This window comes from Streptomyces sp. NPDC005761, from assembly GCF_040630635.1.
Taxonomy (GTDB): Bacteria; Actinomycetota; Actinomycetes; order Streptomycetales; family Streptomycetaceae; genus Streptomyces.
Genome location: NZ_JBEXXX010000051.1, coordinates 17604 through 37295, shown reverse-complemented (window position 1 = coordinate 37295; position 19692 = coordinate 17604). Strand labels below are relative to the sequence as shown.

General features: G+C 71.1%; 14 protein-coding genes. 9 read left to right on the top strand and 5 right to left on the bottom strand.

Going from position 1 to position 19692, the window contains the following annotated elements; genetic code table 11:
• Positions 1–96 precede the first annotated feature (96 nt).
• The 3 genes from ABZ434_RS31720 to ABZ434_RS31710 all read right to left on the bottom strand — a co-directional run bounded on the left by ABZ434_RS31720 (position 97) and on the right by ABZ434_RS31710 (position 5972).
• On the bottom strand, positions 97–2544 hold the full coding sequence (locus ABZ434_RS31720) for a SpoIIE family protein phosphatase (RefSeq protein WP_359143967.1): 2448 nt from the start codon (positions 2542–2544) through the stop codon (positions 97–99).
• Positions 2545–2892: 348 nt separating this feature from the next.
• The gene (locus tag ABZ434_RS31715; protein ID WP_359143964.1) at positions 2893–5340 is read right to left on the bottom strand and encodes an MFS transporter; all 2448 of its coding nucleotides are present in this window, start codon (positions 5338–5340) and stop codon (positions 2893–2895) included.
• Between the two features lie 188 nt (positions 5341–5528).
• Positions 5529–5972 carry an SRPBCC family protein gene (locus ABZ434_RS31710; protein WP_352121118.1) on the bottom strand — a complete coding sequence of 148 codons (444 nt, stop codon included), beginning with the start codon at positions 5970–5972 and terminating at the stop codon, positions 5529–5531.
• Between the two features lie 148 nt (positions 5973–6120).
• Between ABZ434_RS31710 and ABZ434_RS31705 the strand changes: the two genes are divergently transcribed.
• The 3 genes from ABZ434_RS31705 (at position 6121) to ABZ434_RS31695 (ending at position 9511) form a co-directional block, all read left to right on the top strand.
• On the top strand, positions 6121–7170 hold the full coding sequence (locus ABZ434_RS31705; RefSeq protein WP_359143961.1) for an Rv2578c family radical SAM protein: 1050 nt from the start codon (positions 6121–6123) through the stop codon (positions 7168–7170).
• A gap of 126 nt (positions 7171–7296) precedes the next feature.
• Positions 7297–8889 (top strand): alpha/beta hydrolase, encoded by a 1593-nt coding sequence (locus ABZ434_RS31700; RefSeq protein ID WP_359143958.1) that lies wholly within the window; start codon positions 7297–7299, stop codon positions 8887–8889.
• 46 nt (positions 8890–8935) lie between these two features.
• On the top strand, positions 8936–9511 hold the full coding sequence (locus ABZ434_RS31695) for a GNAT family N-acetyltransferase (protein WP_359143955.1): 576 nt from the start codon (positions 8936–8938) through the stop codon (positions 9509–9511).
• Here the strand turns inward: ABZ434_RS31695 and ABZ434_RS31690 are convergent.
• Entirely contained in the window at positions 9489–10061 is a 573-nt protein-coding gene (locus tag ABZ434_RS31690; protein WP_359143951.1) for an adenylosuccinate lyase, read from the bottom strand. The two genes, ABZ434_RS31695 and ABZ434_RS31690, sit on opposite strands and share 23 nt — an antisense overlap.
• A gap of 374 nt (positions 10062–10435) precedes the next feature.
• On the opposite strand from ABZ434_RS31690, the gene ABZ434_RS31685 reads away from it, so the two are divergent.
• A complete protein-coding gene (locus ABZ434_RS31685; RefSeq protein ID WP_359143948.1) occupies positions 10436–12217 on the top strand; it encodes a 3-hydroxybutyryl-CoA dehydrogenase in 1782 nt (593 codons plus the stop codon).
• Between the two features lie 130 nt (positions 12218–12347).
• Positions 12348–13163, top strand: a complete 816-nt coding sequence (locus ABZ434_RS31680; protein ID WP_359143945.1) for a TetR family transcriptional regulator — start codon at positions 12348–12350, stop codon at positions 13161–13163.
• Positions 13164–13210: 47 nt separating this feature from the next.
• Here ABZ434_RS31680 and ABZ434_RS31675 read toward each other — a convergent pair whose 3' ends face one another.
• Positions 13211–13972 (bottom strand): restriction endonuclease, encoded by a 762-nt coding sequence (locus ABZ434_RS31675; protein WP_359143942.1) that lies wholly within the window; start codon positions 13970–13972, stop codon positions 13211–13213.
• Between the two features lie 184 nt (positions 13973–14156).
• On the opposite strand from ABZ434_RS31675, the gene ABZ434_RS31670 reads away from it, so the two are divergent.
• The 4 genes from ABZ434_RS31670 (at position 14157) to ABZ434_RS31655 (ending at position 19690) form a co-directional block, all read left to right on the top strand.
• The gene (locus ABZ434_RS31670; protein WP_359143939.1) at positions 14157–14960 is read left to right on the top strand and encodes a GNAT family N-acetyltransferase; all 804 of its coding nucleotides are present in this window, start codon (positions 14157–14159) and stop codon (positions 14958–14960) included.
• Positions 14961–15316: 356 nt separating this feature from the next.
• Entirely contained in the window at positions 15317–16654 is a 1338-nt protein-coding gene (ccrA, locus tag ABZ434_RS31665; protein WP_359143936.1) for a crotonyl-CoA carboxylase/reductase, read from the top strand.
• Position 16655: 1 nt separating this feature from the next.
• Positions 16656–18668, top strand: coding sequence for a protein meaA (locus tag ABZ434_RS31660; RefSeq protein WP_359143933.1), 2013 nt, complete (start codon positions 16656–16658; stop codon positions 18666–18668).
• Positions 18665–19690, top strand: coding sequence for a CoA ester lyase (locus tag ABZ434_RS31655; RefSeq protein ID WP_359143930.1), 1026 nt, complete (start codon positions 18665–18667; stop codon positions 19688–19690). The genes ABZ434_RS31660 and ABZ434_RS31655 overlap by 4 nt, the downstream gene beginning before the upstream one ends.
• The last annotated feature ends 2 nt before the right edge of the window (positions 19691–19692 follow it).

Here is a 19692-nt window from a genome sequence, read left to right as displayed (position 1 = left end):
GCCGTTCCGATCCCATGTGCTCAGCACCGGACTACCGCCCCGCGCCGTCGGGGGCAAGGGCGCGCACCACATCCCCGCGCCCGGTGACGTACTCCTTCACCAGGCGGTCGGCCGGGGACGCGGAACGCGGGAGAGCGCCAGCTCGAACCAGACGGTCTTGCCGCGTGCCGTGGTGCTCGTACCCCATTCCCGGGCAAGGCTGCTCACCAGGACCAGTCCGCGGCCGCCCTCGTCGTGGGCGGTGGCGCCGAGCAGCGTGGCGGGGGCGGGCTCGTCGTCGCTGACCTCGCAGAGCAGGGCGCCGGTGCGCACCAGTCGGAGTCCGATGTGGTGGGTGCGGCCGTGCTTGACGGCGTTGGTGACGAGCTCGCTCACCATCAGTTCGGCCGCCTCCACCGCGTCCGGCAGCTCCCAGTCGAGGAGCCGGCCGCGGACGAGCCGGCGGGCCCGGGCCACCTCGCGCGGGTCCAGGGCCAGTTGCCACTCGGCGACGTCACCGTCCGGGATGCCGTTGAGCCGGGCCATCAGCAGGGCCACGTCGTCCTTGCGGCCGCCACTGGGGTTCAGGGCCCGGATGATGGCGTCGCAGGCTTCGTCCATCGACGCGGCAGGATGAGCGGCGGATGCGCAGAGGGCCGCCAGGCCCGCCCCGATGTCCTGGCCCCGCACCTCGACCAGGCCGTCGGTGCAGAGCACCAGCCGGTCACCGGGGCGCACCCGCACGGTGGCGGTCTCGAAGGCGACCCCGCCGACCCCGATCGGGGCACCGGTCGGCAGTGCGAGCAGTTCGGCCCGGCCGTCCTCGGCCCGGACCAGCACGGGCGGGATGTGTCCGGCGTTGGCGATCTGCAGCTCGGAGCGGATCGGGTCGTAGACCGCGTAGAGGCAGGTCGCCAGATACTGCTCACCGAGCCGCTGGGCCAGGTCGTCGAGGTTGCGCAGCAGCTGGGCGGGAGGCATCTCCATGGTGGCCATGGTCAGGACGGCGGTTCGTAACTGCCCCATCATCGCGGCCGAGTTGAGGCCGTGGCCCATGACGTCGCCGACGACGAGCGCGGTCCGGGAGCCGGGGAGCTTCACCGAGTCGAACCAGTCGCCACCGACCCTGCCGAGCCGGGCGCCCGGCAGGTAGCGGGTGGCGATGTCGCAGCCCGCCATGCGTGGTTCGATCTGCGGCAGCATGCTGTCCTGGAGGGTCTCGGCGACGTTCTCCTGGTACGTGTACATGCGGGCGTTGTCGAGGACGAGCCCGGCCCGGGCGGCGAGTTCGGCGCCGGTGGTGCGGTCCATGTCGTCGAACGGTTCGCGGCCGGGACGGCGCATCAGCACCATGAAGCCGAGCACCACCTCACGAGCCTTGAGCGGGACGATGAGCAGGGATCGGTGCGTGATCAGGGGCCGCAGGTCGCGCTTTTCGAACTCGCCGGAGATCCGGTTGCTCAACTCCTCGCTGACGTGGGGCACGATGACGGGTTCGCCGGTGACCATGCACTGGAAGAACGGGGTGTGCTCGGGGAAGGCGATGGATTCGCCGACGGGCACGGTGTCGTCCCAGCGGCCGGGTTCGTCGTTGTGCTCGACCCAGACGCGGTGCCAGATCGTCGTGACGTCGGGCGGCCCGTCCGGGAAACCCTCGCCGGCCAGAACCGCGGCGCGCAGATGCGTGCCGGCGAAGTCGGTGAAGCGGGGAACGGCGGCGCTGGTGACCTCGCGGATGGTCCGTTCCAGGTCGAGGGACGTGCCGATGCGGCCGCTGACCTCGTTGAGGAACTCCAGCCGCTCGCGGACCGCCGCGTATTCGAGGTCCAGCTCGGGGCGCGGTGCGGCATGCGGGGCGGCCGGCTCTCCGGTGGTGCGCTGCGGTCCGTCGGCCGCACGTCGTCCGGTGCGCCGCGGCACGCCCCAGTCCGGGGTCACGGGGATCCGGTCGTGGTGGCTGAACTCCAGTACGGGATATCCCAGTTCGAGGATCTGGGAAACGATTCTGGTGGCTTCCTGGACGCTCATGCTGGGCAGGATCTCGGGAAGCCGCGCGGAGAGCTCCCGGTAGCCGGGGAAGTCGGTGTGCAGGGCGAATCCGGGGGCGATCGTCTCGTTGTCCCGTCCTTCCCCCTCCGCTTCGCCCCGCAGTGGCGCGGGGTCCGCGGCGAGCACGAGCAGCCGCTCCGGGCCCGGGCCGACCAGTGGATAGGCCCACCACAGCACGTCGATCCGGCCGCGTCCCGGCTCGTCGACCCTGGCCCGGCCCGCCGTCGGGTAGGCGACGGTCCCGCTGAGGGAGCTGTCGAGCTCGGGCCCGAACTCGGCGTACGCCCCGTCCGGCAAGGGGTCACCGCGCTGCTGTAACGCCCCGGTCACCGGCAGGAGTTCACCCGCGGGGCAGCCGACGGCGTCCTCCCGGGAGGCCCCGAAGAGTCTCCTCGCACCGGTCGACCAGTGCGAGACGAGTCCGTCCGCGTCGACGACGACCACGGCGAGCGGCACGCGGCCCGCCACGGCGTCACGCTGCTGTGGTGTCCTCTGCGGCGGCACACCGAGGTCCATGAGCGGAAGGCTCCTTCCTCACCGCAAGTCTCTGCGCTGCGTGGGTCCACGGTACGGCTCCGGGTCCGCCGTCGCGGGCCATCGGCGAAATCGCCCCCGAGGGGTGGTGCGCCCGGCGCGAAAGGACCGCGCCGCCGGACCGGCACTGAACCGGAAGGGCCGGGGACCGGCGTCTGGACCGGAACGGCGTGGACCGGACCGGCGCCGGCCGAACCGGCGCATCCCGAACCGGCCTCGACCGAACCGGCGTGGACCGAACCGGCGCCACCCGAACCGCGGTGGCGGCGCCCGCGATGCGCGGGACCTGCGACCGGGCCGGGTCCGCCCCGGGGCCGGCGGGCCCAGACCTCAGTCCTCGTGGCCCAGCTGGAGGTCCCGTTCGGTGCGCCCGCCGCCCGCGACCTGGAGCACGGTGGCGACCGGCGGATAACCGGCGGCGATCACGGTGTACTCACCCGTGGACAGGTCCACGAAGCGGAACGAGCCGTCGGGGCCGGTGGTCAGCGTGTCGACCACGTTGCCCGCCGCGTCCAGGAGCGTCACCCGGGCGTCCTCGACAGGCCGCCCGCCACTCGCGCGGACGATCCCTCGCAGCACGGCCCCGCCGGCCAGTTCGATGTCCTGCCGGGTCTCCCTGGCCGCCTGCACGCTCACCGGCAGCGCGGCCGGCCGGAAGGCGGGTGCGGAGGCGGCGAGGGTGTACTCCCCCGCGACCAGCTCCGTGATCACGTACCCGCCCTCGCGCCCGCTGCGCGTGGAGGCGACGACCTCCCCGCGTACGTCGGTGAGGGTGACGGCGGCGTCCCGTACAGGAATCCCGTCCGCGGTCATGACGGCGCCGGCCAGCCGGCCGGCGCCGCCGAGCACCACGTCCAGCTCCACGGGCCGTTCGCCCACCGTGACACTGACGGCCTGCGGCTGGTGGCCGCCGGCGGCGGCGATGAGGACGTACGAGCCGGCCCCGGGCACGCTCAGCGCGTACCGTCCCTCGTCCCCGCTGGCACCCCGCCCGACCTGCTGTCCCTGGACGTCGATGAGGGTGAGGGCGGCACGCGGCACCTTCGTACCGTCGGGGTGCTGGACGCTGCCGCAGACCGGCACCCCGGAGAGGTACCCGGTGGAAGGGTTACCCGGGTCGGTGCGGGCGGAGGGGATGGCCGCGGGCTCGGCTGCGGTATCGGGGCTGTGGTGGGACACCAGCGGTTTCTCCTTGAGGAAGAAGGCGAAGAACAGGCCGAGCACGAGGACCGGCACGAGGTAGAGGAAGATCCGGGGCATCGCGTCGGCGTACGCCTGGATGTAGGCGTCCCGCAGCGCGGGCTCCATCGCATGGACCAGCTGCGGCGTGATCGACTCCGGGTCGGGCAGGCCGGCTCCGGAGGGAAGCCGCACGGCGAGGGCGTCGGCCAGGCGTCCGGCGAAGAGCGTGCCGAACACGGCGGCGCCGACGCTGCCGCCGATCTGCCGGAAGTAGTTGTTGGCGCTGGTGGCGGTGCCGAGGTCGGCGGGGCGTACGGAATTCTGCACGGCCAGCACCAGGACCGGCATGATCAGCCCGATCCCGAGGCCGAGCACGGCCTGCGCGATGCTGTACTCGAACCTCGGGGTGTCGGTCTCGAGCCGGGACAGCAGCCACATGCCCACCGCCGAGATGGCACTGCCCGCGATCGGGTAGACGCGGTAGCGGCCGGTACGGGAGATCAGCTGGCCGGAGACGACGGAGGCGCCGACGATGCCGCCCATCATCGGCAGCATGAGCAGCCCCGACTCGGTGGCGGTGGCCCCGTCGACCATCTGCAGGAAGGTCGGCAGGTAGCTGGCGGCGCCGAACAGTGCCACCCCGACGACCGCGCCGACCAGGGCCGTTACGTTGAAGATCGAGTCCCGGAACAGCCGCAGCGGAATGATGGGCTCGGGCGCGCGGTGTTCGACGGCGAGGAACAGCAGCGTCGTTCCGACAGCTCCGGCGGCCAGCCCGAGAATGGTGCGCGAGCCCCAGGCGTACTCCGTGCCGCCCCAACTGGTCAGCAGGACGAGGCAGGTGGAGGCGGCGGCCAGCAGCGCGGCGCCGAGAATGTCGAGCCGGGGCCGGACGGTGGGCTTCGGCAGCTTCAGTACGACGGTGATGACGGCAAGGGTGACCAGGCCGAACGGCACGTTGATGTAGAAGCACCAGCGCCACGAGGCGTGGTCGGTGAAGAACCCGCCGAGCAACGGGCCGGCCACGGACGCGAGTCCGAAGGCCGCACCGATGAGGCCCATGTAGCGGCCGCGTTCCCGTGGCGGTACGACGTCGGCGATGATCGCCTGGACGCCGATCATCAGCCCGCCGCCGCCGACGCCCTGGAGGGCGCGGAAGGCGATCAGTTCGTCCATGGAGCGGGACCAGCCGGCCAGCGCGGAGCCGACGACGAAGACGACGATCGCGAACTGGAAGACGCCTTTGCGGCCGAAGAGGTCACCGAGCTTGCCGTAGACGGGCAGTCCGATGGTCGACGCGAGCAGGTAGGCGGTGACCGCCCACGACATCTTCTCCAGGCCGTGCAGTTCGCCGACGATCTTCGGGAGGGCGGTGGCGACGATCATCTGGTCGAGCGCCGCGAGCAGGAGCGTGAGCATCAGCCCGACGAAGACGAGCCGGATGCGGCGCGGATCCGTGGGCCCGTCGCCGGCCAGGACCGGAGCGGCGGCTTCCGTCGCGGCGGGCGGCGGAGGAGGCGGGACGGCCATCGGCACGGTCGCCGTGCTCTCCGTACCGCCGGGCTCGTCCTTCACCAGCGTGATCCCACCCACCACGTGCCGCTCCCCTCGTCGCACTGCCGCCGCCCATTTCTCGCATTGCGCGACAAGCGAGGGCAAACGTGACGAGGGGGCGCTGACGGCGCACTCAGGGGGCTTATCCCCCGGTGGGAGCCACTACGGCGCACAACCGACGGGCCGAAAAAACCACCCGAACCGGTGAGGCCGGGCAGCCCGGCCGGAGACTACTTCTCCACCTCGGCGGCGAGGTTCTGCAGCAGCTCGTCGTAGATACGGCCAAGTCCCTTGGGCGCAAAGGTCTTCTCGAAGAATCCACCGATGCCGCCGGCGCCGTTCCACACGGTCGAGACGACGGCCTTGGACTTCCCCTCGCCTGCCGGGGTGACGGTCCAGGTGGTGACCATCGAGGAGTTGCGGTCCTTCTCCACGAGCTGCCCGTCGGTCGGCTCGGTGACCTCCAGCAGGCAGTCGCGCACCCGCTTGCTGGTGGCCTGGAGCTTCCAGTGGACGAGGGTGCCCTCGCCGTCGCCACCCTCCCGGACCTCGTACTCGCTGAAGTGACCCGGCAGCACCTTGCCGCGGACGTCCTTGTAGTCGGCCAGCGCGTCGAACACCGTCTCCGCGTCCGCCGCGATGATCCGCTCTGTCGTGGCCTCGACCTGCGCCATGGCTGTTCCTCCAGCACTCGGTTGTTCGGGGTGTGCTGAGCCAACCACCTCGGCAGCCCCGCTCAAAATCCGGTCCGGGACGAAGGGGAGAAAACGATCAAGGGAACAAGTGTTCTATTCTCGGGGCAGTACTACCGAGGAGGCGTCCATGCGCTGGGACAATCTGGCCGATAATCCTGCCGAAACCACCAAAACCGGTACCGGCGCGCTCTTCGCCGCGGACGCGGTGACGACCCGCACCTTCGACACCCCGGAATTCAGCGGGATCACCTTCCACGAGGTCCGGGCCCGCTCGATCGTGAACCGGGTGCCGGGTGCGTCCCGGATGCCGTTCGAATGGACCGTCAATCCCTACCGGGGCTGCACCCACGCCTGCGTCTACTGCTTCGCCCGCAAGACCCACAGCTATCTGGACCTCGACACCGGACTCGGCTTCGACTCGCAGATCGTGGTCAAGATCAACGCCCCGGAGCTGGTACGCCGCGAGCTGGCCTCTCCGCGCTGGCACGGCGCGCACATCGCGATGGGCACCAACGTCGACTGCTACCAGCGGGCCGAGGGCCGCTACCGGCTGATGCCCGGCATCCTCACCGCCCTGCGCGACCACGCGAACCCCTTCTCGATCCTCACGAAGGGCACGCTGATCCTGCGCGACCTGGAACTGCTGCGCCAGGCGGCCGAGGTCACCGAGGTCGGCGTCTCGGTCTCCGTGGGCTTCAGCGACCCCGAACTGTGGCGGACCGTGGAGCCCGGCACCCCCTCCCCCGAGCGGCGCCTCGACGTCGTACGCACCCTCAGCGGGCACGGCATCGGCTGCGGGGTGCTGATGGCGCCCGTCATCCCCTACCTCGGAGACCGGCCGGACCAGCTGCGGGCGACGGTCCGCGCGATCGCCGCCGCCGGCGCGACGTCGGTGACCCCGCTCGTCCTCCATCTGCGTCCGGGCGCCCGGGAATGGTTCATGGAGTGGCTCGACCGGCACCATCCGCACCTGGTTCGGCGGTACGAGCGGCTGTACGCGGACGGCGCGTACGCACCCACGTGGTATCAGCGCCGCATCACCCGGTACGTGCACGAGCTGGCGACGGAGTACGGCATCGGCCCCTCGCACCGCGGGACCGCGCGCGGCTTCCGGGAGGCCGCAGAGCCGCAGGCCCCGCCGCCCGGTTCCGAGCCGACCCAGCTGACCCTGCTCTGAGATGGCCGCCCCTGGCGGCAAACGGGTCATCTCTCATCCCAACAGGTCCTTCCGGTCCCGAATACGGGGAGCATGCGGCGGGGGCTGCGCCGCGCGCAGCCGTGTTCCCCCACCACGGGAGGCCATATGACGAATCGTCCAGGAATGCTTTTCGCCGTCGGGGCGACGGTCGCCGGCCTGGTGACCGCCACGCCGTCACCGGCGAGCGCCGAGAGCGGCGCGCAGCGCGCCGCCACGCTCGAGTGGACCGACTGCGGCACCCAGTCGTCACCGACGCTCCAGTGCGCGACGGTGCGCTCCCCGCTCGACCATGACGACCCGTCGGGCCGCAGGGTCACCCTCGCGCTGACCCGGGTCCCGCACACGGCGAAGACCTTCCAGGGGCCGCTGCTGGTCAACCCGGGCGGTCCGGGCGGCAGCGGTCTGTCCATGGCCGGTTTCGTCGCCACCTCGCTGCCGAAGGCGGTGGCCGCCCAGTACGACGTGATCGGGTTCGACCCGCGCGGCGTGGGCAGGAGCCGGCCGGCCCTGGACTGCGTACCGAAGTACTTCGACCCGGTACGGCCCGATCCGGTGCCGCACTCCGCCCAGGACGAGCGGGCCAACCGCGACCGCGCCCGCGGCTTCGCGGCCGCCTGCGGCGAGAAGTACCCGGACCTGCTCCCGTTCATGGACACGGTCAGCGCCGCCAAGGACCTCGACGTGATCCGTCGCGCGACCGGCTCGCGGCAGCTCAACTACCTCGGCTACTCCTACGGCACCTACCTGGGAGCGGTCTACGCCAAGCTGTTCCCTGAAAGCGTCCGGCGCCTGGTCCTCGACTCGAACGTGGTCCCGGACGGGGTCTGGTACGACGACAACATCAGCCAGAACTACGCGTTCGACACGCGCCACAAGGCGTTCGCCGCCTGGGTGGCGAAGTACGACACCACCTACCGGCTCGGCAGCGACCCGGCGAAGGTGGAGGCGGCCTGGTACCGGATGCGGGACGCCGTGAAGAAGCATCCCGCGGGCAAGAAGGTCGGCGCCGGCGAGCTGGACGACACCTTTCTGCCCGGCGGTTACTACAACGGCTACTGGCCGGCACTGGCGGGGGCGTTCTCGGCGTATGTGAACGACAAGGACGAGAAGGCCCTGGTCAAGGCGTACGAGCGGTTCGCCGCGGTCGACGCGGAGGGCGACAACGGGTACTCGGTCTACTCGGCCGTGCAGTGCCGGGACGCGCAGTGGCCGGGCGACTGGAACACCTGGCGCAGCGACAGCCGGCGGGTCAGCGCCAAGGCGCCGTTCATGACCTGGGGCAACACCTGGTACAACGCCCCGTGCGCCGACTGGCCGGTGGAGCCGCTGAATCCGGTGCGGGTCTCCAACCGCGCGCTGCCGCCGGCGCTCCTGTTCCAGGCGACGGACGACGCGGCGACTCCGTACGAGGGTGGCGTCACCCTGCACCGCAAGCTCAAGGGTTCGAGCCTGGTCGTCGAGGAGGGCGGTGGCAACCACGGCGTCACGCTGAGCGGTAACGCCTGCCTGGACCGGTACCTGGCGGACTATCTGGCCAGGGGCACCGTGCCCCGCGGGAAGAGCGGCGACGTGGACGCGGTCTGCGCGAAGACACCCGATCCGAAGCCGGCCGCCGCCAAGTCCGCTCGACCGGCATCCCGTACGGACGCGAGCGGCCGGGGCGGCACGCTGCACGGGCTGCTCGGCTTCCGGGGCTGACGGAAAGACATTGCCGCAGTTCGGGGGCGTGCGTGAGGATGGCCGGATGACTTCTCGGCCCGTGACCGCGCACGCCCCCCGACCGCTGATACGGGACATGGCCATCGACGACTGCGAGTCCGTCGCGAGGGTCCGGGTGCGCGGCTGGCAGAGCGCCTACGCCGGCTTGATGCCGCAGGCGCACCTGGACGCGATGGACATCGCCGCGGACGCGGAGCGCCGCCGCGGCTTCTTCGCGGAAACCGGCGCCGGTGTCGACGTGGTGGCCGAGCGGCCGGGCCTCGGTGTCGTCGGCTGGGCCGCGTACGGGCCGTACCGCGAGGACGGCAGGCGGCTCGCGCGCGGCGAGCTGTACGCGATCTACGTCCTGCCGGAGCAGACCGGGACCGGGGTGGGCCGGGCCCTGATGGCGGAGGTGCTCGCGCGCGCCACCGAGGCCGGTCACCCCGACCTCGCGCTCTGGGTACTGAAGGACAACGCACCGGCCCGCCGCTTCTACGAACGCGCGGGCTTTCGTGCCGACGGCGTCGAGGAGCCCTTCGACGTGGACGGGGTCGTGGTGCCCGAGGTTCGTTACGTACGCCCGCTCGGCCGCCCCCTCAGCCCGTCGGCAGGCGGCTGAGCGCGTCCTCGGCCGCCGCGCCGAGACGAGGGTGGGGCAGGGCCGCCTCCAGGACCGGGCGGGCCTGCGCGTCGCCGAGCTGCCCGAGCCCCTCGACGCAGGCCAGCGCCACCCGCCAGTGCGGTTCGTCGGGCCCCAGCAGCCGGGAGAGGGTGCTCATGAGAGCGGGTACGGACTCCGGGGCCCTCAGCTCGGCGAGCAGGCGGACCGGGTGGAGGGCGTAGGCGGTGCGCAGGGAGTTGGTGGCGAGCGCCGCGGCCGCGCGCGGTGTCCGGGGGTCGCCGAGACGGGCCAGGGCGTGGGCGGCGCCGACGCAGCGTTCCGGGTCGCGATGGTTGAGCAGCAGCACCAGGGGTTCGAAGGCGCGGCGGTCGCCACCGCAGCCGAGCCTGAACGCGGCGATCTCGCGTGCCCAGAGCGGGCGTTCGCGCTCGATGAGCACCTGTGCCAGCTCATCGTGGTCATCGGTGTCCAGCAGTCTGCGGTAGGCCGCCGACTCCCCCGCCTCGTCCGCCAGCCGGTGGGTCAGTGACCGGAGCTCCTCGTCCATGACCGTCAGCTTATCGGTGGCCACGCAGCGTGGCGGATGTGTTGGTGGATGTGAGGGGGGCCACAACAACCGAGGACTGGCGCGCTCGTTACCCGCCGGTTAACCTCATGTGAGCGGGACACTCCCCCGCCGGCTCCGGTGGCCTGGTGACGCAGCCACCCGGAGTGATTGTCGGTTCGGCAGCTTTGCGAAGACGTGACTCCGGGACAGAGTCCGTCGCCCCTTCCCGGTCCCGGCGCGTACCGCGCGTCCGGGACCTGAGCACCACGACAGGCAATTCCCGCACGCCCTGCGCCGGTCGGGCCCCTGGGCCCCTCTCATCGGCCGCGCACCCCGTGCGTCCCTCAGTCGTCACTCATCCCTGGAGTCCCGTGATGGACACCCCGTTCAGCACCATTGCCGTCGTCGGCCTCGGCACCATGGGCACCGGCATCGCCGAGGTCCTCACCTGCGCCGGCCGCGAGGTCATCGGCATCGACATCGACGACGCGGCCGCTCGCCGGGCCGTCGCCTCCCTGGAGGCCTCCACCGCCCGCGCCGTGCAGCGCGAGCGGATCACGGAGGAGGAGCGGCGCGACGCCCTCGCCCGGTTCCGTACCTTCTCCGACCTCCAGGCCGCGGCCGAGGCGGATCTGGTCATCGAGGTCGTCCCGGAGACGTACGAGATCAAGCAGCAGGTCTTCCGCGAGCTCGACGCGATCGTCTCCGCCACCGCGATCCTCGCGACCGGCACGAACGCACTGTCCGTCACCCGGCTCGCCGCGGAGTCGCAGCACCCGGAGCGGGTCCTCGGCCTGCACTTCTTCAACCCGGCGCCGGCGATGAAGCTGGTCGAGGTGGTCTCCTCGGTGCTGACCGCGCCGCCGGCCGTCGAGGCCGTCACCGCGCTCGCCCGGCAGCTGGGCAAGGAGCCGGTCGCGGTCGGGGACCGGCCGGGGTTCGTCGCCGACGGCCTGCTGTTCGGCTACCTCAACCAGGCAGCCGCCATGTACGAGGCGAACTACGCCTCCCGCGAGGACATCGACGCGGCCATGAAGCTGGGCTGCGGTCTGCCGATGGGTCCGCTCGCACTGCTCGACCTGATCGGCATCGACACCGCCCGTACGGTCCTGGAGGCCATGTACTCCGCCTCGCACGACCGGCTGCACGCTCCGGCACCCGTCCTGGGCCAGCTCAGCGCGGCCGGGCTGACCGGCCGCAAGTCGGGCCGTGGGTTCTACACGTACGCGCAGCCGGGCGACGAGACCGTGGTGCCGGACGCGCTGACCCCGGCGCCGGACGCCGGGGCGGGCGCGGGCCGTACGGTGCGGTCGGTCGGCGTCGCGGGCTCCGGGACGATGGCTTCGGGAATCGCGGAGGTCTTCGCGAAGGCCGGATACGACGTGGTGCTCGCCGCGCGCAGCCAGGAGAAGGCGGACACCGCGAAGGGCCGGATCGCCAAGTCGCTGGAGCGTTCGGTCACCAAGGGCCGGCTCACGGCCGAGGCTCGGGACGAGACGCTCGCCCGCATCACCGCGGCCGGGTCGCTGGACTCCTTCGCCGAGGTCGACCTCGCCGTCGAGGCGGTGGCCGAGGACCTGCTGGTCAAGCAGCAGCTGTTCGCCACGCTGGACAAGGTGTGCCGGCCGGGCGCGGTGCTCGCGACCACCACCTCCTCGCTGCCCGTCGTCTCGATCGCCCGGGCCACCTCGCGGCCCGAGGACGTCGTCGGGATGCACTTCTTCAACCCGGCGCCCGCCATGAAGCTCGTCGAGGTCGTCCGTACCGTGCTCACGGCCGATGATGTGCACGCCACGGTCCGCGAGGTCTGCGGGAAGGTGCGCAAGCACCCGGTGGACTGCGGGGACCGGGCCGGTTTCATCGTGAACGCGCTGCTGTTCCCCTACCTCAACAACGCCATCAAGATGGTCGAGGAGCACTATGCGACCCTCGACGACATCGACGCCGCGATGAAGCTGGGCGGCGGCTACCCGATGGGGCCCTTCGAGCTCCTGGACGTCGTCGGACTGGATGTCTCGCTCGCGATCGAGAAGGTGCTGCACGGCGAGTTCCGCGACCCGGGCCTCGCCCCGGCACCGCTCCTGGAGCATCTGGTGGCCGCTGGCTGCCTCGGCCGCAAGACGGGGCGCGGCTTCCGCGAATATGCCCGCCGCTGAGAGGGCGCGGCCCGGGGGGCCCGATGCGGGGCCCTCCGGGCCGGGAGCCGGATGGGGCGGGCTGCTCGGCCCTACGGGCGGCCCGCCCCCACGGGCGCACTCCCCTGCACCGATGCAGTACGTTCACACCATGTCCCAGCCCGCCAGGTCCCCCCGTGTGTCCGCCGCGCCCGACGTCCCGGAGAGTGCCGCAGGCACCCGCGCCGCCACCCAACGGCTCAAAATGCGCCGTGAACTGGCCGCGGCGGCGATGGAGTTGTTCGCCACCAAGGGGTACGAGGCGACGACAGTCGACGAGATCGCGGGCGCGGCGGGTGTCGCCCGGCGGACCTTCTTCCGGCACTTCCGGTCCAAGGAAGAGGCCATCTTCCCGGACCACGACGACACGCTCGTACGGGCCGAGGCTGTTCTGAACGCCGCCCCCGCGCACGAGCATCCGCTCGACACGGTCTGCCGCGGCATCAAAGAAGTCATGCGGATGTACGCGGCGAAGCCCGCGGTCTCCGTGGCCCGGTACAAGCTGACCCGTGAGGTACCCACCCTCCGGCAGGCCGAGATCGCCTCGGTGGCCCGTTACGAGCGGCTGTTCACGCGCTATCTGCTGGGCCACTTCGACGAGCGCGACCACCACGCCGGCAACGACGACCCGCTGCTGGCGGAGGTCGCGGCATCCGCCGTGGTCACCGCGCACAACCACGTGCTGCGCCGCTGGCTGCGGGCGGACGGCCGGGGTGACGTGGAGACGCAGCTGGACCTGGCGTTCGCCATCGTCCGCGACACGTTCGGAACGGGGATCGGCGCGGGCCGGACCGCCGGCAGTGAGCCGGCGAAGCCCCCGGCCGCGTCGGTGAGCACGGAGGGCGAGGTCCTGGTGGCCGTGGCGCGGACGGACGCGCCGCTGGACGAAGTGATGCGCACCATCCAACAGGCGCTCCAGGAGCGCTGAGCGGGGCCGTACGGCGCTCAGCGGCCCCCGGGGCCCGGGAGGGGCCTTCAGAGGACCTCGCCGGTCCGCCACGGCGGCGGCGCGGAGCCTTCGCTCCAGGCCGCGAGCTCCTCGCCGTCCAGGCACAGGATCGCGCACTGCTCCGCGTAGTCCAGGGCGGGACCCGTGTATTCGCTGGTGGTGACACAGATGGCGATCTCCGCCTCGTGCACGGCGTAGCAGGTTCCGCCGAATCGCTGGAGGTCCTGGGAACCGACCTTGGTGGCGGGGCCGTAGCACTTGCACTGGATGACCAGGCGACGCCCGTCGGGGGCCGTCGCGATCACATCGGCCCCCAGGTCACCCGCTCCGCCCACGACCTCCACGTCGATGCAGCCGTCCCGCTCGCACAGGGCGGCGATCGCTTCCTCGAAGCCGTCGGCATCCAGGGCCGCGTAGTCCTCGACCTCGACCTCGGCCTCCGTCGGTTCCGGTTCCGGTTCCGGCTCTGGCTCCGGTTCCGTCAGGACGACGGTCCGGGCGATGTCGTCGTCGGGGAAGTGCCCCGGCGGGCCGGGGGCCGGGTCGGAGGCCTCTTGAGGCGGGTCGAAGAGCTCGCGCACGGCCTCCGTGAGCGGACCGGGCGTCCCGCGCGGCCGACGGCGCGGCCTGCGGAGGTACAGGAGCAGGAGAACCGCCGCGCCGAGCGCCGCGACCGGCAGCACCGCGGCCGGATGCCTGCACACGCCCTCCCACACGGTGCGCACCGCCAGCCATCCACCGCAGATCAACAGGGCAACGGCGCCGAAGCCGAAAGCGGTCCTGCGCACGCTGAAGGCCTTCCGGGGCTCCTCGCTGGCACGTTGCCGCACGGGGACCGTCATCCGCGCCGCCCCGCTCGTCCCGATATGAGTCTTCCAAGATCATTCATGTCTGCCGTCTGCCCGGGCCGGGCGGATCCAACGGCCGTGAAATGCGGTTGCCCGCATTTCGGCCCGGTGCTGTGGTGTGGGGATGATACGGAATCAGGACCACCTCGCCCTGCTGGCCGCCTTCGACCGCGAGATGCGCGAGCACGCCCGCCCCGACGGCCCCGACGTCCGCGTCGAGCGCACCGACGACCTCGTACGGCAGTTGGGCACGGACCAGGACTGGAACGGGGTCGTCTGGTCCTCGCCGGATCTGGACGCCGTGCGGGCGGATGCCGCGATCGCCGCACAGGTGGCCCACTGCAAGGCCCTCGGGTACGGGGAGTTCGAGTGGAAGCTGTACGAGCACGACCGGCCGGCCGACCTCGGGTCCCGGCTGCTGGCAGCCGGCTTCGTGCCCGAGGAGCCGGAGACCCTCCTCGTCGCACCCGTCGCGGAACTGCCCACGACCGTGCGACTCCCGGACGGTGTCGAGCTGCGCACGGTGCGTGACGAGGGCGATGTGGACCTGATGGCCCGGGCCCACGAACTGGCCTTCGGCACGGACTCCTCACGGCTGCGTCATCAGGTGCTGGCCCGGCTGCGCGACGACCCGGACCACTTCGTCGGGGTGCTGGCCATGGCGGGCGACGAGCCGGTGAGCTCGGCGCGGATGGAGCTGTACCGGGACACCGGCTTCGCCGGGCTGTGGGGTGGCGGCACGGTCGAGGCATGGCGCGGCAGGGGGATCTACCGGGCGCTGATCGCCTTCCGGGCCGAGATCGCCGCCGCGCGCGGCTACCGGTACCTCCAGGTCGACGCGACGGAGGACAGCCGCCCGATCCTCCAGCGCCTCGGATTCACGGCCCTGGGTACGACGACGCCGTACGTCTACCGCCGCGCCTCCTGACCGCCCACCACGGGGCACATGACCCCAAAACCCCCGTCGTGTTGCTCATGCGTGGCACCGGGATGACAATTGAGGGAAATTGCTGGCACCGAGTGCCTTGCCAGCTGTCACGGAGTGCCATACGTTGAAGTCGTCCGGGCGGCCGGCGTGCTGAGACCTTACGTACGCCGGCTGTCCCCGCAAGCCACGTGCCTGCGCGCCCGGACGCCTGCGTCACAGGCAAACCCTTCTGCTCCACAGAGCAAGCAGCCGAAGCACCGCCCGCCGAACCGACGGCACACCTCCACACCCGTCACCCCCCTGTTCTCAGGGACCCCTCAAGCGTTCCCTCAACGCCGCACCGCCGGAGGCACACCGTGAAGGAAATCCTGGACGCGATCCAGTCGCAGGACAGCACCGCCGCAGACTTCGCGGCCCTGTCCATCCCCGAGTCGTACCGCGCGGTGACCGTGCACAAGGACGAGGCCGAGATGTTCGCCGGCGTCGCCAGCCGCGACAAGGACCCCCGCAAGTCCCTCCACGTCGAGGACGTCGCGGTGCCCGAGCTCGGCCCGGGCGAGGCCCTGGTGGCGGTCATGGCGAGCTCGGTCAACTACAACTCCGTGTGGACGTCGATCTTCGAGCCCGTCTCGACCTTCGGCTTCCTGGAGCGGTACGGAAAGCTCAGCGACCTCAGCAAGCGCCACGACCTGCCCTACCACGTCATCGGTTCCGACCTCGCGGGCGTCGTCCTGCGCACCGGCCCCGGCGTCAACGCCTGGCACCCCGGCGACGAGGTCGTCGCACACTGCCTCTCGGTCGAGCTCGAGTCCTCGGACGGCCACAACGACACGATGCTCGACCCCGAGCAGCGCATCTGGGGCTTCGAGACCAACTTCGGCGGCCTGGCGGAGATCGCGCTCGTCAAGTCCAACCAGCTGATGCCCAAGCCGGACCACCTGAGCTGGGAGGAGGCCGCGGCTCCCGGACTGGTCAACTCCACCGCGTACCGCCAGCTCGTCTCGCGCAACGGCGCCGGCATGAAGCAGGGCGACAACGTCCTCATCTGGGGCGCGAGCGGCGGACTCGGCTCCTACGCCACGCAGTTCGCCCTGGCCGGCGGGGCCAACCCGATCTGTGTCGTCTCCAGCGATCAGAAGGCGGAGATCTGCCGGAAGATGGGCGCCGAAGCGATCATCGACCGCAACGCCGAGGGTTACCGGTTCTGGAAGGACGAGCACAACCAGGACCCGCGCGAGTGGAAGCGGTTCGGCAAGCGCATCCGTGAACTGACCGGCGGCGAGGACGTGGACATCGTCTTCGAGCACCCGGGCCGCGAGACCTTCGGCGCGAGTGTGTACGTGACTCGCAAGGGCGGCACGATCGTCACCTGTGCCTCGACCTCGGGCTACAACCACGAGTACGACAACCGCTACCTGTGGATGTCGCTCAAGAAGATCGTGGGCTCGCACTTCGCCAACTACCGCGAGGCGTGGGAGGCCAACCGCCTGGTCGCGAAGGGGAAGATCCACCCGACGCTCTCGAAGGTCTACTCCCTGGAGGACACCGGCCAGGCCGCGTACGACGTGCACCGCAACCTCCACCAGGGCAAGGTCGGCGTCCTGGCACTGGCGCCCACCGAGGGCCTCGGCGTGCGCGACGGGGAGCTGCGCGAACAGCACATCGACGCCATCAACCGATTCCGGAACATCTGACATGACCGGCCGTCAGAAGGACCGCCCCTGGCTCATGCGGACGTACGCCGGCCACTCGACCGCCGAGGCGTCCAACGAGCTCTACCGGCGCAACCTCGCCAAGGGCCAGACGGGTCTGTCGGTCGCGTTCGACCTGCCGACCCAGACCGGCTACGACCCCGACCACATCCTCGCCCGCGGCGAGGTCGGCCGGGTCGGCGTCCCCGTCTCGCACCTCGGCGACATGCGCCGGCTGTTCCAGGACATCCCCCTGGAGCAGATGAACACCTCCATGACCATCAACGCCACCGCCATGTGGCTGCTGGCGCTCTACCAGGTGGTCGCCGAGGAGCAGGGGGCCGACGCGGGCAAGCTCCAGGGCACCACGCAGAACGACATCGTCAAGGAGTACCTCTCGCGCGGGACGCACGTCTTCCCGCCGGGACCCTCGCTGCGGCTGACCACCGACATGATCACGTACACGGTCAACCGCATCCCGAAGTGGAACCCGATCAACATCTGCAGCTACCACCTGCAGGAGGCCGGGGCCACCCCGGTCCAGGAGATCGCGTACGCCATGTCGACGGCGATCGCCGTGCTCGACGCGGTACGCGACTCCGGACAGGTGCCCGAGGAGAAGTTCGGCGACGTGGTCGCCCGGATCTCCTTCTTCGTGAACGCGGGCGTCCGCTTCATCGAGGAGATGTGCAAGATGCGCGCCTTCGGCCGCATCTGGGACCGCGTCACCCGCGAGCGCTACGGCATCACCGACGCCAAGCAGCGCCGCTTCCGCTACGGCGTCCAGGTCAACTCGCTCGGCCTGACCGAGGCGCAGCCGGAGAACAACGTCCAGCGCATCGTGCTGGAGATGCTGGCCGTCACCCTCTCCAAGGACGCCCGCGCCCGCGCCGTGCAGCTGCCCGCCTGGAACGAGGCCCTGGGGCTCCCCCGGCCCTGGGACCAGCAGTGGTCCCTGCGTATCCAGCAGGTCCTCGCCCATGAGAGCGATCTGCTGGAGTACGAGGACATCTTCGCCGGGTCCCACGTCATCGAGGCCAAGGTGGACGAGCTGGTCACCGACTCGCTCGCCGAGATGGACCGGATCGAGCAGATGGGCGGCGCCATGGCGGCCGTCGAGTCCGGCTATCTGAAGTCCGAGCTGGTCTCCTCGCACGCCGCCCGGCGCGCCCGGATCGAGGGCGGCGAGGAGAAGATCGTCGGCGTCAACATCTACGGGACGACCGAGCCCAATCCGCTGACCGCCGACCTCGACGGGGCGATCATGACGGTCGATCCGGCGAACGAGGCCAAGGTCGTCGCCGCACTCCACGAATGGCGCGACAACCGCGACGAGCCGCGCGCGACCGAGGCGCTGGCCGCTCTGAAGAAGGCCGCCGCGGGGAGCGAGAACATGATGGAGGCGACCGTCGAGTGCGCCCGCGCGGGCGTCACCACGGGCGAGTGGTCCTGGGCCCTGCGCGACGTGTTCGGTGAGTTCCGCGCACCGACCGGTGTGTCATCGGCCCCGGTCGCGGTGACTGCGGAGGCGGGCACCCCGCTGGCTCTCGTACGCGAGAAGGTCGCCCGGACCGCCGAGGAGCTGGGGGCGGGCCGACTGCGACTGCTCGTCGGCAAGCCCGGCCTGGACGGGCACTCCAACGGCGCCGAGCAGATCGCCGTGCGCGCGCGGGACGCCGGTTTCGAGGTCGTCTACCAAGGCATCCGTCTCACGCCCGAACAGATCGTCTCAGCGGCCGTCGCCGAGGATGTGCACTGCGTCGGCCTGTCGATCCTGTCCGGTTCGCACGCCGAGCTGGTGCCGGACGTGCTGACCCGGCTCCGCCGCACGGGAGCCGGCGACATCCCGGTGATCGCGGGCGGGATCATTCCTCCCGCCGACGCCGAGGCCCTGATCAAGGCCGGTGTCGCCGCCGTATTCACCCCGAAGGACTTCGGTATCACGGAGATCATCGGCCGTATCGTCGACGAGATCCGGAAAGCGAACAAGCTCGACCCTCTGGAGGTCCCCGCATGACCACGCCCAGCCCGTCGCCCGCCACCACCCCGGTGTCGGGCGGCTCCGCCGCGCACCCCTCGTCCGCCGTGAACCGGCTGCGCCCCCGTCGCTCGTGTCTGGCAGTGCCCGGGTCCAACCCGCGGTTCCTGGAGAAGGCCCAGGGCCTCCCGGCCGACCAGGTCTTCCTGGACCTGGAGGACGCCTGCGCGCCGCTCGCCAAGGAGGGCGCCCGTCACCACATCGTCGACGCGCTGAACAACGGCGACTGGACGGGCAAGACCCGGGTGGTGCGGGTCAACGACTGGACGACGCACTGGACGTACCGCGACGTCATCACGGTCGTCGAGGGCGCGGGTCCCAACCTCGACTGCATCATGCTGCCGAAGGTCCAGGACGCCCAGCAGGTGGTCGCGCTGGACCTGCTGCTCACCCAGATCGAGAAGACGATGGGCTTCGAGGTCGGGAAGATCGGCATCGAGGCGCAGATCGAGAACGCCAAGGGCCTCGTCAACATCGACGACATCGCTGCGGCCTCGCCCCGCCTGGAGACCCTGATCTTCGGCCCGGCCGACTTCATGGCGTCGATCAACATGAAGACCCTGGTCGTCGGCCAGCAGCCGCCCGGCTACGGCGCGGACGCGTACCACTACATCCTGATGCGCATCCTGATGGCGGCCCGCACGCACGACCTCCAGGCCATCGACGGCCCGTTCCTCCAGATCCGCGACGTGGACGCCTACCGCGAGGTCGCCGGCCGTGCCGCCGCGCTCGGCTTCGACGGCAAGTGGGTGCTCCACCCCGGTCAGGTCGATGCTGCCAACGAGGTGTTCTCGCCCTCGCAGGAGGACTACGACCACGCCGAGCTCATCCTCGACGCCTACGACTGGTGCACGTCGGAGGAGGGCGGCAAGAAGGGCTCCGCGATGCTCGGCGACGAGATGATCGACGAGGCCAGCCGCAAGATGGCCCTGGTCATCGCGGGCAAGGGCCGCGCGGCCGGCATGCAGCGCACCTCCAAGTTCGAAGCGCCGGAGGCCTGATC

Excerpts from the sequence above, each read along its gene's own strand:
- ABZ434_RS31710 (WP_352121118.1), bottom strand. The coding sequence starts at position 5,972 with ATGGCGCAGGTCGAGGCCACGACAGAGCGGATCATCGCGGCGGACGCG.
- ABZ434_RS31670 (WP_359143939.1), top strand. The coding sequence starts at position 14,157 with ATGATACGGAATCAGGACCACCTCGCCCTGCTGGCCGCCTTCGACCGC.
- ABZ434_RS31705 (WP_359143961.1), top strand. The coding sequence starts at position 6,121 with ATGCGCTGGGACAATCTGGCCGATAATCCTGCCGAAACCACCAAAACC.
- ABZ434_RS31685 (WP_359143948.1), top strand. The coding sequence starts at position 10,436 with ATGGACACCCCGTTCAGCACCATTGCCGTCGTCGGCCTCGGCACCATG.
- ABZ434_RS31660 (WP_359143933.1), top strand. The coding sequence starts at position 16,656 with ATGACCGGCCGTCAGAAGGACCGCCCCTGGCTCATGCGGACGTACGCC.
- ABZ434_RS31695 (WP_359143955.1), top strand. The coding sequence starts at position 8,936 with ATGACTTCTCGGCCCGTGACCGCGCACGCCCCCCGACCGCTGATACGG.
- ABZ434_RS31690 (WP_359143951.1), bottom strand. The coding sequence starts at position 10,061 with ATGGACGAGGAGCTCCGGTCACTGACCCACCGGCTGGCGGACGAGGCG.
- ABZ434_RS31720 (WP_359143967.1), bottom strand. The coding sequence starts at position 2,544 with ATGGACCTCGGTGTGCCGCCGCAGAGGACACCACAGCAGCGTGACGCC.
- ABZ434_RS31700 (WP_359143958.1), top strand. The coding sequence starts at position 7,297 with ATGACGAATCGTCCAGGAATGCTTTTCGCCGTCGGGGCGACGGTCGCC.
- ABZ434_RS31655 (WP_359143930.1), top strand. The coding sequence starts at position 18,665 with ATGACCACGCCCAGCCCGTCGCCCGCCACCACCCCGGTGTCGGGCGGC.
- ABZ434_RS31680 (WP_359143945.1), top strand. The coding sequence starts at position 12,348 with ATGTCCCAGCCCGCCAGGTCCCCCCGTGTGTCCGCCGCGCCCGACGTC.